The organism is Flavihumibacter profundi, from assembly GCF_020076305.1.
Classification (GTDB): domain Bacteria; phylum Bacteroidota; class Bacteroidia; order Chitinophagales; family Chitinophagaceae; genus Flavihumibacter; species Flavihumibacter profundi.
In genome coordinates this window covers 1,448,933-1,463,034 of the sequence record NZ_JAIQXE010000001.1, presented here as the reverse complement: position 1 = coordinate 1,463,034, position 14,102 = coordinate 1,448,933, and the positions used below count along the sequence as shown (strand labels likewise).

Annotated in this window: 10 protein-coding genes; 4 read left to right on the top strand and 6 right to left on the bottom strand. The window is 42.5% G+C overall.

Annotation, left to right across the window (positions count from 1 at the left end):
• The first annotated feature begins 42 nt into the window (after positions 1 to 42).
• Together LAQ65_RS06315 and LAQ65_RS06310 are read left to right on the top strand one after the other, a co-directional pair.
• Positions 43 to 4,401, top strand: a complete 4,359-nt coding sequence (locus LAQ65_RS06315) for a CusA/CzcA family heavy metal efflux RND transporter (protein ID WP_224116099.1) — start codon at positions 43 to 45, stop codon at positions 4,399 to 4,401.
• 47 nt (positions 4,402 to 4,448) lie between these two features.
• Positions 4,449 to 5,582 (top strand): efflux RND transporter periplasmic adaptor subunit, encoded by a 1,134-nt coding sequence (locus tag LAQ65_RS06310; RefSeq protein WP_224116098.1) that lies wholly within the window; start codon positions 4,449 to 4,451, stop codon positions 5,580 to 5,582.
• 9 nt (positions 5,583 to 5,591) lie between these two features.
• Here LAQ65_RS06310 and LAQ65_RS06305 read toward each other — a convergent pair whose 3' ends face one another.
• The 6 genes from LAQ65_RS06305 to LAQ65_RS06280 all read right to left on the bottom strand — a co-directional run bounded on the left by LAQ65_RS06305 (position 5,592) and on the right by LAQ65_RS06280 (position 11,850).
• Positions 5,592 to 5,906 carry a cupin domain-containing protein gene (locus LAQ65_RS06305; RefSeq protein ID WP_224116097.1) on the bottom strand — a complete coding sequence of 105 codons (315 nt, stop codon included), beginning with the start codon at positions 5,904 to 5,906 and terminating at the stop codon, positions 5,592 to 5,594.
• Positions 5,890 to 7,113, bottom strand: coding sequence for a hypothetical protein (locus LAQ65_RS06300; RefSeq protein WP_224116096.1), 1,224 nt, complete (start codon positions 7,111 to 7,113; stop codon positions 5,890 to 5,892). Before LAQ65_RS06300 ends, LAQ65_RS06305 begins: the two co-directional genes overlap by 17 nt.
• Positions 7,114 to 7,170: 57 nt before the next feature.
• A complete protein-coding gene (locus LAQ65_RS06295; protein WP_224116095.1) occupies positions 7,171 to 8,007 on the bottom strand; it encodes a type 1 glutamine amidotransferase in 837 nt (278 codons plus the stop codon).
• 78 nt (positions 8,008 to 8,085) lie between these two features.
• Positions 8,086 to 9,729, bottom strand: a complete 1,644-nt coding sequence (locus LAQ65_RS06290) for an amidohydrolase (protein ID WP_224116094.1) — start codon at positions 9,727 to 9,729, stop codon at positions 8,086 to 8,088.
• A 13-nt stretch (positions 9,730 to 9,742) separates the two neighbouring features.
• Positions 9,743 to 10,855 carry a carboxylate-amine ligase gene (locus LAQ65_RS06285; protein ID WP_224116093.1) on the bottom strand — a complete coding sequence of 371 codons (1,113 nt, stop codon included), beginning with the start codon at positions 10,853 to 10,855 and terminating at the stop codon, positions 9,743 to 9,745.
• A gap of 41 nt (positions 10,856 to 10,896) precedes the next feature.
• On the bottom strand, positions 10,897 to 11,850 hold the full coding sequence (locus LAQ65_RS06280; RefSeq protein WP_224116092.1) for an ATP-grasp domain-containing protein: 954 nt from the start codon (positions 11,848 to 11,850) through the stop codon (positions 10,897 to 10,899).
• A gap of 149 nt (positions 11,851 to 11,999) precedes the next feature.
• On the opposite strand from LAQ65_RS06280, the gene LAQ65_RS06275 reads away from it, so the two are divergent.
• Together LAQ65_RS06275 and LAQ65_RS06270 are read left to right on the top strand one after the other, a co-directional pair.
• A complete protein-coding gene (locus LAQ65_RS06275; protein ID WP_224116091.1) occupies positions 12,000 to 12,827 on the top strand; it encodes an alpha/beta hydrolase in 828 nt (275 codons plus the stop codon).
• Between the two features lie 65 nt (positions 12,828 to 12,892).
• Positions 12,893 to 14,098 carry a bifunctional 3,4-dihydroxy-2-butanone-4-phosphate synthase/GTP cyclohydrolase II gene (locus LAQ65_RS06270; protein WP_224116090.1) on the top strand — a complete coding sequence of 402 codons (1,206 nt, stop codon included), beginning with the start codon at positions 12,893 to 12,895 and terminating at the stop codon, positions 14,096 to 14,098.
• The last annotated feature ends 4 nt before the right edge of the window (positions 14,099 to 14,102 follow it).

The window sequence follows — 14,102 nt, the reverse complement described above, 5'->3', positions numbered from 1 at the left end:
TACATGGGTTTTCCAAACAAATTATTTACCAGAAAATAAAGTATGCTTACAAAAATCATTGAGTTTTCTGTAAGGAATAAACTTATCATAGGTTTATTTGTAATCTCCCTGATCTGTTATGGTGGTTACGATTTTACCAGGTTGCCTATTGATGCGGTTCCTGATATCACCAATAACCAGGTACAGGTAATTACTATTGCGCCTTCCTTTGGCGCAACAGATATTGAACGGCTGGTAACCTTTCCCATTGAACAGGCTAATAATAATATAGCGGGATTAAAAGAAATGAGAAGTTTTTCCCGGTTTGGACTGTCATTGGTTACCATTGTTTTTGATGATGCCACCAACGTTTACTGGGCAAGGCAACAGGTAGCGGAACGGTTACAGAAAGTACAAACGCAAATCCCCGCCGGCATAGGAACTCCGGAGCTTGGGCCTGTAAGCACTGGATTGGGCGAAATTTACCAGTATGTTGTGCGACCCATGGAGGGTTACCAGGATAAATACAATGAGACAGAACTCAGGACTATCCAGGACTGGATTGTCAGACGGCAGCTTCTGGGCGTGAAAGGGGTTGCTGAAGTAAGCAGTTTCGGGGGCAAACTGAAACAATATTCGATAGAAGTTGACCCTAATAAATTGCTATCCTATAATATTACTATTACCGATATTTTCAAGGCACTGGAAAGCAATAACCAGAATATTGGCGGAGCATATATTGAAAAGGGGCCAACAGTTTTGTATATACGAAGTGAAGGATTATTAGGCAGTATTGACGACATCAATAATATTATTATCAAAACCACTTCCGGTGGATCGCCGCTGTTTGTAAGAGATGTCGCAGATATTAAAATTGGTTTTGCAACGAGGTATGGTGCAATGTGCTATAATGATAAGGGCGAGGTGGCCGGGGCTGTTGTAATGATGCTAAAAGGTGCCAACAGCAGTGAAGTGATAAAAAACGTAAAACAGCGAATTGCGCAAATCCAGAAAACCCTCCCGGAAGGAGTGGTAATAGAACCTTTTCTTGACCGTACCAAAATGGTTAATAATGCTATTGGTACTGTTGAGAAGAATTTAATGGAAGGCGCACTGATAGTGGTTTTTGTCCTGGTTTTGTTCCTTGGGAATTTCAGGGCTGGATTATTAGTTGCGTCCGTGATTCCACTGGCAATGTTATTTGCCGTGATCATGATGAACCTGTTTGGGGTAAGTGGTAACCTGATGAGTTTGGGGGCATTGGATTTTGGACTTATAGTAGATGGCGCTGTAATTATTGTTGAAGCTGTCATGCACCAGTTGTCACATAGCAAGAAGTTCACTGGTGTGCACTCGCTTACACAGCCACAGATGGATGAAGAAGTAAATCATTCAGCCAGCAAAATGATGAATAGTGCTGTCTTTGGACAGATCATTATCCTTGTGGTTTACCTGCCGATTTTTACTTTGCAGGGAATTGAGGGGAAAATGTTTAAACCAATGGCCCAAACAGTGGCATTCGCTTTATTAGGTGCATTCCTGTTATCGCTGACTTATATTCCTATGATGAGCTCCATTTTCCTGAGTAAAACCTTAAAACACAAGCAAAATCTTTCCGATAAATTAATGGCGAACATTGAGCGGATTTACCAGTCTGCTTTAAATAAAGTCGTTGGTTACCCTAAAACTGTTTTGTTATCAGTTATTGCTTTTTTTGTAGGGGCTGTTTATATACTTTCTACCCTGGGTGGTGAATTTATCCCGGCTTTGGAAGAAGGTGATTTTGCCGTCGATACAAGGGTGTTGACAGGCAGCAGCCTGAATACAACCATCAGAAATACACAACAGGCTGCACATATATTACTAACCCGGTTTCCTGAAGTTGAGAAAGTGGTTACAAAAATTGGCAGTGGTGAAGTGCCAACGGATCCAATGCCAATGGATGCCAGCGATATGATGGTAATATTAAAGCCAAAAGAGGAATGGACTTCAGCAAAAACATTTAACGACCTGAGTGAAAAAATGGGTACTGCCTTAAAAGTAATTCCAGGTGTAACGGCTGGTTTTCAATTCCCAGTTCAGATGCGGTTTAACGAATTGATGACTGGTGCGCGGCAGGACGTAGTATGTAAAATATTTGGTGACGACCTCGATACGCTTGCTTTATATGCCAGCAGGTTGGGAAGTATAATTAATACCGTAGATGGCGCTAAAAACCTTTATGTGGAAGCGGTGGCGGGAATGCCGCAGGTTATTGTAAGGTATAACAGGAATGCCATAGCCCAATTTGGGCTGAATATCAGTGATATTAACAAGGTTTTGAATACCGCTTTTGCGGGCCAGAGCAGCGGTATGTTGTTTGAAGGGGAAAAGCGGTTTGATGTAGTGGTTAGGCTGAGCGGAGAACTCAAGAAAGATGTTAAGGATGTTCAGAACCTCCTGATCCCAACACCGAATGGTACCCAGGTGCCATTGTATCAGCTGGCAGATGTACAGGTTAAAGACGGACCCAACCAAATACAGCGTGAAGACGCGAAGCGAAGGATTGTGGTTGGCTTTAATGTCAGGGGCCGTGACGTTCAGAGCATAGTAACCGATTTACAGTCAAAAGTAGATAAACAAATAAAATTCCCTGCTGGTTATTATGTTACTTATGGCGGGGCGTTTGAAAACCTGAATGCTGCAAAACAGAGGCTGCTCATTGCCGTGCCAGTTTCCCTGTTATTGATTTTCCTGTTACTCTATTTTGCTTTTAATTCCATTAAGCAGGGCCTGCTGATTTACTCAGCCATTCCATTGTCTGCGATTGGAGGGATTATTTTCCTTTCACTGAGAGGCATGCCTTTCAGTATAAGCGCAGGAGTCGGGTTTATTGCACTTTTTGGTGTAGCCGTATTGAATGGAATTGTACTTATTGCCGAATTTAACCGCCTTAAAAAAGACGGTTTAACTGATTTGAAAAGAATAGTGATTATGGGAACAAAAGTCAGGCTGAGGCCAGTATTGATGACAGCATTTGTTGCTTCCCTTGGATTTTTCCCGATGGCAGTCAGTAATGGCGCCGGGGCAGAAGTGCAAAGGCCATTGGCCACAGTGGTTATAGGTGGATTGCTTATCGCCACATTTCTGACCTTGTTTGTTCTTCCTGTACTGTATATGACTTTTGAAGGAGGCTTTAAAAAAGGTAAGAAAGGAAAATTGCCCGTCAAGGTGGCTTCAGTTATTGTGCTTTGTTTATCCTTTGCAAACAGCTCAGAAGCACAAACCCCAATTTCTCTGAAAGCTGCTATTGATACTGCGCTAAAAAATAATTTGCAGGTAAAGAATGAACAGCTGAAGGCGCAATACCAGCAATTGCTTATCAAATCGAATGCTGTAGTTCCCCAGGCAAATTTGTTTGGGGAGTTCGGGCAGATAAACAGTATTTATACGGATACTAAATTTGGTATATCGCAATCGTTTAGTTTCCCGAAAGTTTATACCAGACAAAAAGAGTTATTGCAACAGGAATGGCAAAGTAGTTTGTTCAGTGTTGCTGTTAAGGAGTCCCTGCTGAAAAAGCAGGTTTCCCAGGTATACTATGGTATTGTTTACCTTAGGCAAAAAGCAAGGCTGATGCAGTATGTTGACAGCCTTTATAGTGATTTCTACAGCAGGGCATCTTTGAGGTTTGAAAAAGGGGAATCTAATATCCTTGAAAAGACAAGTGCGGAAGCGCAATTGGGCCAAATAAAACTGCAGATGGAACAGGTTCGCCAGGATTCTGCCATTTTGCAACTGCAGTTTCAATTGCTGCTGAATACTGTAATTAATTTTCTTCCTGCTGACATTAAGTTTAAAATGGAGTTTTCCGCAGTTCCGGATACCAGTGTTTTAGTGAGTCACCCTTTTCTTCAAATGATGCAGCAACAACAAAAAGTTGCGGAAGCAAATTATCAATTGGAAAGAAGTAAGTTATTGCCGGATTTATCTTTCGGTTATAATAATGCCAGTTTCGTGGGTATAGGTGCCGATGATAAATATTATAACAGTTCCAGGCGATTTAATTCTTTCCAGGTTGGCTTGGGTGTCCCGATTTTTGCAAGTGCGCAAAAGGCAAAAATTAATGGTTCGAAGTTTAACCGGCTGGTCGCGGAAGGCAATTATGCGGCAAGCCTGCAGGCAATGAAAACTGATTATGAAATGGCCTTTTCCCAATATAAAAAGCATCTTCATGCTGTCCGGTATTATGAAGATACGGCTTTGAAAAATGCGCGGTTGATTACAGAAACAGCTAATCAGCAGTTAGCCAGTGGGAATATTAATTATCTCGAATGGGTATTGTTGGTTAACCAGGCAACAACCCTTACCAATGATTATGTTGAAGCTGTTAAGAATTTAAACGAATCAATCATCCAGTTAAACTATTTTTCTGCGAATTGAGTGCGTCCAAACTCTTTTAGCAGGGAATAATAATAAATAAGTATAGTATGAAACAGATTATATTCCTTGGTTCTTTAATTATATTATTTTCCGCCTGTGGTGGTAAACAAAATTCTGACGAAACGGGTGAAGCCCGGGCAGATGATAAAAACATTACGCTTACAGAAGCGCAAATTAAAAATGCGGGATTGACAACGGGTAAGCTTCAGCAAAAAATAATTTCCACCATCCTGAAAGTAAATGGCAAAATTGATGTACCTCCTCAGAATATGGTTTCGGTTAGTGTGCCTTTGGGCGGTTACCTGAAATCCACCAAGTTATTGCCGGGCATGCATGTTAAAAGAGGTGAAGTTATAGCTGTGATGGAAGACCAGCAGTACATCCAATTGCAGCAAGACTATCTTACAGCGAAAGCGAAGATCAGTTACCTGGAAAATGAATATAACCGGCAGAAAGATTTGAACCAGACGCGGGCGAGCAGTGACAAAGTTTTCCAGCAGTCAGAGGCTGAATACAAAAGTCAGCTTGTATTGATAGCATCTCTGGCTGAAAAATTGAAACTTGCGGGCATTAATATTGACCGGTTGAGTGAATTGAACATTTCAAGGAGTGTGAATATTTATTCACCTATAAATGGATTTGTATCCCGGGTGAATGTGAATATTGGTAAATATATTGCCCCGACTGAAGTGATGTTTGAATTGATTAATCCTACTGACATCCATTTGGCCCTGAAAGTATTTGAAAGGGATCTCGATAAATTATTTATCGGCCAGAAACTTGTTGCATATACCAATAACCGGCCTGATGAAAAGCATCCCTGTGAAATTCTGTTAATTGGTAAGGACTTGTCGCCGGAAAGGAATACAGATGTACATTGCCATTTTGAAACTTATGATAAAAGCCTTGTTCCCGGTACTTATATGAATGCCGAGATTGATGTAAAAAATAATAAGGCATTAGCGTTGCCGGACGATGCGGTGGTCAGTTACGGCGGTAAGCAATTCATTTACAGGGCTAAGGGAAATGACAAGTTTGAGATGGTTGAAGTTTCCGTTGGTGAAAGTGAAAATGGCTTCACAGAAATAAAAATCCCGGAAGGCAGCACGCTTGGTACTTCTGAATTTGTTACCAGGGGAGCTTATTCGATTCTGATGCTAATGAAAAACAAAGCAGATTAGCCTCGATGATCAGCGATATGCTTCGCGTACAGGGGTCCAGGAGTCAATAGCCCTGCAGTCGGTCAATGCAACTGCGCTGTGTGGGATATTTGGCGGGATTACCTGTACGCATCCTGCAGTGAACACAGAGGTTATACCGCCGATGGTCATTTGTAGTTCGCCTTCGAGTACATAAGTGATTTGCTCGTTTTCATGCTTGTGTTCCGGAATGATGCTGCCCTTTTTTATTTCCCATATTCCCAGGGTACTCATTTCTCCATGAAGCATTTTACCGGATAATCCGGGAAGGAACTCCCGAGATGGAATATCATTTATGTGTTGCATCGGTTTGATTTTTCGGCTGTTCAAAAAAACACACACTGCCGCCTACCCATTCTTTGTCTTTATTGTACCTTACACCTATCATTTTTCCCTTGCTTAAACGGGCAAGGTTAATAGCCGGCTTTGGTCTTTCCCAATCATCCTTCCAGATATACATTATCCGTATTTCAGCTTTTGCAGGGATATCCGGTGTCGGTATTACATCTGCATATTTTACTTTTTTCTGTAGTATCCAGTTTTCCGGATCTTTAATTCCGAGAATGTCTTCAGGTAATATATCAATTACGACGCCTTGTCCGGCAAATGAAAAAAGAGGTTTGAGTACATAATTTTCCAGATCAGCCGGCACCTGCTTCAATTCGTTTAAAAAATAAGTCGCAGGGATATAAGGGTGCCTGATTAACGGTAAAGTGAATTTGCTGATCCTGTAGAACCAATTGGGGTGTGGTACCCATTCAACATCAAGGTCCTGGGTGATATCTACAAAATTCCCCAGATCGTCTTTTTGAGCGTGAAGGTCATCAAATATAACTCGATTATATATGCGCCTGATCCTTGTTTTTACACCGTTGTCCATGTAATAAACCTGATTCCCTTCCTGTATAAGCTCTGTAATGCACACTGGTTTAATCCCCGTATAGTCCTGAGTACAGTAAAAATCTATCCGGGTTTTTTGTTTTTCTGGTTTTATTTCAAGCAGTATAACTTCCTTGGCTGAATAAGGGCCTAATAATAGTTCACGGAAATCAGCAAGGTAAGTATCGCGCGTATAACCGCCCAGGTATTGGGTGTAATTTTCTGGTATGTCAAAATGTTTCCGGACAATATCAGGGTAAAATACCTGGAATCCAAATAGGGTAGGGAATCCCTGCATTTCTATTAGTTGCGGCTCCAGTTCGTCAGATGCATTGGTGCAAATGCCGAAATCGAAGGCAATCATATGCGCATGATTATTTTCATGGGGCACATTTTCGCCTTTAGGTATACTTCTGTCAGTTAGTTTTTTAAAATCCGGGTCTGTAATAACATCAACAATTGCTTCGCAGGCATCCAGTATTTTTTGGGTAAATTCCTTATTGACGAATATTGGCGTTTCAGCAACCCTGAATTCAATAGCTCCTTCATGACAGCTGTTTAATTCTTTCAGAAATTGTTCATATCGTTCAGGTGTAAAAGAATTATTGAATGCTTCCCTTAATGCTGCAACCATGTATCAGGCTTTAGCGGAAGGTAAGAAAAAGTCAAAAGTAAATGCAATAACAGTTGTTTAATTCTCCCTGAGTTTTGAAATGGAGTCTGTAATAAAATTGGGAAGCACCTGAGAATAGGTCCAACGGATTTTATCAGGATCATTCAGGTGTTCAATCATGCTTGCCCATTTGGCGGCACCATGATTATCAATAACCGTTTTCTTTTTGTCTTCACGCTGCAGGTACATACTCATGCCAACAGGATCAGCTTCAGGATGAAACTGCGTACCCACCATGAAATCATTAAAGCGTATAGCCATCATTGCTCTTTCAAATGGAACATGCGGGCGTTCCTTTTCAATGGCCAGTATTTTTGCACCCATTTGCCTGATGAGGGAATGGTCGGGTTCAATTACCTGGTAATCGCGACTGTCTACCGAGTAAAAAGGATCTTTCAGATTTTGGAAAACCACCTCTTTCTGTGCACCTGGTAACATATGTATCGGAAATACCCCAAATGCGGTGGATTTTCTTTTTGCAACCTTGCCCACCTTATAATGACGGCAGGCCAGCTGGTAGGAGTGGCAAATGAAGAAAACGTATTTTTTCCGGTGATCAATTGATCTTTGATTATACGCTTCAACCGAAGAAAGCCAGTCAAAATAAACTTTTTCCCATTCGCTGCCCTCACTATCCAAAGGGGATCCTGGCCCTCCGCTGGAGATATATAGGTCATAAGACAGATCAGGTACTTTTTTCTGGATCCTTACTTCAAATTCATCCCAATGCAGGTCTAGCTGGTTCTCCGCTGAATACAGGTTAAGTATTTCCCGTATACACCGCATTCCCTGATTTTCAACGCCTTCATAGAGGTCTAGAATTGCTACCCTGATCATTTTATTCGCCCCTTCCATGCCGCAAAATTACAATTTTTCGCATTTTCACCCGCCGGGTATTACCCGGCGGGTGAAAATTGGGGTAATATCGCTTATTTACCGTGAAAATACCTTTTCGCCCCCAAGGTAATTCTGGATAACCTTTACGGATAATAATTCTGTGGCCGGGATTTTCATAAGGTCTTTGTCGAGGATTACGAAGTCGGCCAATTTACCGGTTTCGAGACTACCTTTTTCTCCTTCCTCAAAATTGCTTTTTGCTGCCCATATGGTCATTCCGCGAAGGGTCTGCTGGCGGGTTAATGCATTTTCCATCTGGTATCCTTCCTGTGGAAAGCCTTTGGCATCTTTGCGAACCACTGCGGCATAAAATGTTTTGAATGGTGAGATATCTTCGACAGGAAAATCAGTCCCCAGCGCAATCCATCCATTTTCTTTAAGAAGTTGCTGGTAGGCATATGCCCCTTTTTCTCTTTCCTTTCCCAATCGAACGCCTGCCCAATACATATCTGAAGTAGCATGCGTTGGCTGAACCGAGGGAATGATGGAATTTTGGCCGAAAAGGCCGAAATCAGCAGGATTAACGACCTGTGCATGCTCTATCCTCCAACGCAGATCATTTTTACCCTTCAGGTATTTCGCATATACTTTCAAAATTGTCCGGTTACCACTGTCACCAATAGCATGTGTGCACATCTGGTAATTATTTTTCATAAGCACGGCTGCCACGGAATCATAATGGTTTGTGTTGTTTAGCAAAAAGCCCAGGTGTCCCGGCTTGTCGCTGTAGGGTTGCAATAGGCAAGCCCCTCTTGAACCCAATGCACCATCAGCATAAACTTTAAAGGATCGTACATTCATACGGTCCGTTTTAATTTTGCCTTTGGGTAATAAAAATTCATAATTTATCCTGGCATCGGCCAGCATAGCATAAACCCGCATTTTAAGTTCACCTGTTTTTTGAAGGCTGTCCATGAATAATACCTGGGGATAATCCAATCCGCAGTCATCCACTGTTGTTAATCCCATGGAAAAACAATTTGCCTGGGCATCTAATAAAGCAGCTTTCAATTGTGATTGGGAGGGTGATGGCATATTTGCATATACCTGGTTCACAGCATTATCGATTAATATGCCGGTCAGCCTCCCGTTTTTCACTTCAATTTCACCACCGGTTAAGCTTTCGCCTGCTTTAATACCCGCCAGTTCGAGTGCCTTATTATTTGCAATGGCAGCATGACCATCTACACGTGATAGCAAAACCGGGCGGTCGGGAAATAATTCATTCAATTGTTGATTTGTAGGGAATTCTTTTTTCGGCCAATCATTCTGGTCCCAGCCCCGGCCAATCAGCCATCCTTCATTATGACGGGAAGCAAAAGATTTGAGTGTATCAATAATAGCTTCCCAGCTTTCCGTACCTACCAGGTCTGCAGTTTGCAGACCAAGTCCGTATTCCAGAAAATGACAATGGGCATCAATAAATCCGGGGTAAATGTATTTGCCTTCGGCGTCAACTATTTCTTTTGCGTCATAGTCCGATAATAATGAGGCATTTTTTCCCATGGCAATTATTTTGCCGTCTTTAATTGCCATGGCTTCATAAACAGTAAAGCTGCTGTCTACACTATAGATACTTGCATTGTGCACCAGCAGATCTGCCGGATGTTTTGAATTGCATCCTAATAACAGCACCAGTATAATCCAAACAGGAATTTTATTTATGAAGTTTGCGTACATAGCTGTTTTTTGCTCAGATGCCATAAAGGAACTGGTCTTTAATGTAGTCAACAACAGCTACCATGCTGTTTGTTTCATTATAAACCTTCAGCTGCCTGTCTGCGCCGGTGCCGGTTTCCAGCAAGTTGGGTACCAGCGAAAGGATATGCCTGCTTCCCAATTCATCCACCACATCATCAACAAAGTCGAGCAGTTCATAAATTAATACGCGGGTATTCACTTCCTCTTCTTTTCCAAAATCAATTAACCGGCCGTCAATACCATAACGGCTGGCCCGCCATTTATTTTCGTTGATCAGTGCACGGGAATACTGTATATAATTCATGTTCTGTGTCCGCAACTTATAGATCTTGGCACAAATAGCCTGAAACAGGGCTGCAATGATGATGGTTTCATGGGTTGTCATCGGAACATCGCAGATCCTGAATTCAACTGTGTTGAAGAAAGGATGCACCCTAAGATCCCACCAGATCTTTTTGGCATTATCAATACAGTTGGTTTTCACCAGCATTTTTACATAATTATCATAGTCTTCAATAGTGGCGAAATATTCAGGTATACCTGTACGCGGGAACTTGTCGAATACTTTAGTCCGGAAGGATTTGTACCCTGTTTGGCGTCCTTCCCAAAATGGGGAGTTGCTGCTTAGTGCATAAATATGCGGCAGGAAATACCTGGTACTGTTAGCGATATGGTTGGCCATTTCGCGATTTTCCATGCCCACATGTACATGCAATCCGAAAATCAGGTTGCTTCTGGCTGCTTCCTGTAATTCATTCACTATTTCACTATACCGGACATGGTCTGTTATCAATTGGCTTTCCCAATGGCTGAACGGGTGCGTTCCTGATGCCCCCATGGCGAAACCCAGTTCATGGGCAACCTGAGAAATGGTCCTTCGAAGGGTAGCCACATCATGAAGGGCCTCATCAATATTCTTGCAAATATCTGTGCCAACTTCAACCACGGCCTGGTGCATTTCGGCTTTTACTTTGTCTTTGATGATCTTCTGGCCCTCCAGCACAATACGCTGTTCATGACTTTTCAGTTCGCGGGTCTGCGGATCAATCACCATGTATTCTTCTTCAATACCAAGGGTGAATTGTTGGTAATTGATGGCACTCATAAGCAAGCTTTTTTGGGTGAATGGTGAATCGCTCACCTTTTCTATATCAATTTTGTTTTAGCTGCACTGCGTTTAATGTATTCGCCCCAGGTTAAATTGTCGGCTCCGGGATTGAAGGCCAGGGCTTTTTCAATGGCATAATTAGCAGCAGTTTCTACTACCCATGCGAAATTGTCTTCGCCAACACTCTTTATTTCAGCATCTGGTGCGGGGTTGCAGAAATCGATTGCATAGGGAATACCATCTCTCAATGCCAGTTCCACCGTATTAAAATCATAACCCAGGTAGTGATTGATGCGTAAAACAATTTCCTCCATTTGTTGCAGGCGTTCTGCACTTGGTGCGAAATCAGCCTGGTAACGGAGGTGATGCGGGTTGCGTGGCTCATAAGGCATAATGCGCACATGCTTCCCTCCAATACAATAGCAGCGGTAATATTCATCAAATACAATTTCTTCCTGCAGCAACATTACCAGTTCTCCGGTTTCATTGTGCTTCTCAAAGAAATCGTCCATACTGGTCAATTTGTAAACATTTTTCCATCCGCCGCCGGCAAATGGTTTCATATATGCAGGGAATCCAACATATTTAAAAATGCCTTCCCAATCGAGCGGGTATGCAAGGTTACTAAAAGACTGGTCTGAAGTATCTGCTGGATGATCACGTGAGGGGAGAATTACTGTCTTTGGTACCGGAACGCCAATTTTTGTGGCCAGGCAATTATTGAAAAATTTTTCATCTGCACTCCACCAGAATGGATTGTTGATGACTGCGGTTCCACATAGCGCGGCATTTTTCAGGTATGCACGGTAAAAGGGAACGTCTTGTGAAATGCGGTCAACTATTACCGAATACTCGGTAGGTTCACCTTGCATTACTTTATCAATCCGAACCGCTTCCGCTGATATCCCTTCTATGTTTTTACTATTTATCCGCTCAATAAAGGCCATCGGAAAACTGCGTTCCTGGCCAAATAGAATACCTATTTTTTTCATAGTCTTTGCAACAGTTTAATGATTACTAACTGTTTTCAATATACTATTATTTGTTCAAGTTAAGATTAGGACAGAATGAATTCCTGCGCCATTTTTTCAACAAAAACATGTAATTTCCGGCATTCACCTGACTAAGCGATAGAACAGATATGACGGACACGATGTGCCTTGAGAAAACAAATAGTATTGACACTCTTGCATTGGAGATAGTATCCAACCATCTTGGACGTAAGGTAAGAGCTGATATATATCTGCCTTTACAACTATCTGCTGCAAATCTTCCTGCTTTGCTTTTAATTAATGACGGTCAGAACATGGAAGAGCTTGGTTTGAAGGCCATGCTGGATGAATCCTTGCGGAAAAATTCCCCTGGCCAGTTTGTTTGCGTCGCTATTCATGCCGGCGAACAAAGGAAAATGGAATACGGCACAGCTGGTATCCCTGATTACCTTGGCCGGGGAAATAAAGCTGAAGCATATACCTTATTTATATTTGAAGAATTGCTTCCCCTTGTCAGGCAAAGGCTGGCTATTCCTGAATTCAGGGAAAAATGGTTTGCTGGTTTTTCACTGGGCGGGCTAAGTGCACTTGATATTGTTTGGGCCCATCCCCATGAGTTTACTAAAGTCGGAGTCTTTTCCGGGTCACTTTGGTGGCGTACTATTGACCAGGACGATCCGGAATATAATGATGATATACACCGGATTATGCATGAGCTCGTGCGCAAGGGCAGTTACGCTCCCTGGCTGAAATTCTTTTTCGTAACCGGAACGCTCGATGAAACCAATGACCGCAACAATAATGGTATAATCGACTCTATTGATGATACGCTTGATCTTATTGCAGAGTTGGATAAAAAAGGCTATAATACAGAAAAGGATATCGTTTACCTGGAACTTGCTGATGGGCGACACGACATTGCCACATGGTCCAAAGCGATGCCGTTGTTCCTGGACTGGGCCTGTGGGAAGGCTTAACCGGAACAAGGACTTGTTCCGAACATCCCCGGCTAATAATTGTTAGTTTTGTACAAATATTCTTTATGCTGGATAGTATTGAATCTGCACTGGATGATATTCGGAACGGTAAAATGGTAATTGTGGTAGATGACGAAGACCGTGAAAATGAAGGTGATTTTGTCATTGCCGCAAGACATGTTACTCCCGAAGTGATCAATTTCATGAGTAAGGAAGGCCGGGGTTTGATCTGCGCCACGCTCGTTGAAGACCGCTGCGATGAACTCCACCTGGAAATGATGGTTAACAGCAATACTGCTTTGCATGAAACTGCTTTCACCGTATCAGTAGATTTATTAGGTCATGGTTGTACTACAGGAATTTCTGCACATGACCGTGCAAAAACTGTTCAGGCATTAATAGATCCGGCAACGAGGCCTGATGACCTGGGCCGCCCGGGACATATTTTCCCGCTCAGGGCAAAAAAGGGGGGTGTTCTCAGAAGAGCCGGACATACAGAAGCTTCAATAGACCTGGCCCGTTTGGCCGGATTAGAACCGGCAGGGGTCCTTGTAGAAATATTGAATGAAGACGGAACAATGGCCCGACTGCCCCAATTGGAAATCCTTGCCAGAAAATTCGGCATGAAACTGATCTCCATCAAGGACCTTATAGAATTCCGCCTTAAAAGAGACTCCCTGATTGAAGAAGTTGTGCTTGTAGATATGCCTACGAAATATGGTCATTTCAAGATGGTCGCTTTCCGGGAAAAACATACGCAGAATGAACATATGGCCCTTGTAAAGGGCGAATGGGAAAAAGACGAGCCGATCCTGGTTAGGGTGCATTCTTCCTGTTTTACCGGTGATATACTGGCATCCCTACGTTGCGACTGTGGTGAACAATTGCATAAAGCCCTTGAAATGGTGGAAGCTGCCGGGAAAGGGGTGGTTTTATATATGAACCAGGAAGGCCGGGGAATTGGCCTGATGAATAAGTTAAGGGCATATAAATTGCAAGAGGAAGGAATGGATACTGTTGAAGCCAATCTCCACCTGGGATTCCCGATGGATAAACGGGATTATGGCGTTGGTGCCCAGATTCTTCGCCACCTGAATATTACCAAGATCAGGTTAATCAGTAATAATCCGAAAAAACGCGCCGGACTGGTTGGTTATGGCCTCGAAATCGTTGAGTCTGTTCCCATCAAAATAAAGGCCAATCCGCATAATGAAAAATACCTCCGGACAAAAAGGGATAAACTCGGCCATAAGATCATGGAAGGGGAGTAGAGAT

Excerpts from the sequence above, each read along its gene's own strand:
- LAQ65_RS06315 (WP_224116099.1), top strand. The coding sequence starts at position 43 with ATGCTTACAAAAATCATTGAGTTTTCTGTAAGGAATAAACTTATCATA.
- LAQ65_RS06310 (WP_224116098.1), top strand. The coding sequence starts at position 4,449 with ATGAAACAGATTATATTCCTTGGTTCTTTAATTATATTATTTTCCGCC.
- LAQ65_RS06305 (WP_224116097.1), bottom strand. The coding sequence starts at position 5,906 with ATGCAACACATAAATGATATTCCATCTCGGGAGTTCCTTCCCGGATTA.
- LAQ65_RS06300 (WP_224116096.1), bottom strand. The coding sequence starts at position 7,113 with ATGGTTGCAGCATTAAGGGAAGCATTCAATAATTCTTTTACACCTGAA.
- LAQ65_RS06295 (WP_224116095.1), bottom strand. The coding sequence starts at position 8,007 with ATGGAAGGGGCGAATAAAATGATCAGGGTAGCAATTCTAGACCTCTAT.
- LAQ65_RS06290 (WP_224116094.1), bottom strand. The coding sequence starts at position 9,729 with ATGTACGCAAACTTCATAAATAAAATTCCTGTTTGGATTATACTGGTG.
- LAQ65_RS06285 (WP_224116093.1), bottom strand. The coding sequence starts at position 10,855 with ATGAGTGCCATCAATTACCAACAATTCACCCTTGGTATTGAAGAAGAA.
- LAQ65_RS06280 (WP_224116092.1), bottom strand. The coding sequence starts at position 11,850 with ATGAAAAAAATAGGTATTCTATTTGGCCAGGAACGCAGTTTTCCGATG.
- LAQ65_RS06275 (WP_224116091.1), top strand. The coding sequence starts at position 12,000 with ATGACGGACACGATGTGCCTTGAGAAAACAAATAGTATTGACACTCTT.
- LAQ65_RS06270 (WP_224116090.1), top strand. The coding sequence starts at position 12,893 with ATGCTGGATAGTATTGAATCTGCACTGGATGATATTCGGAACGGTAAA.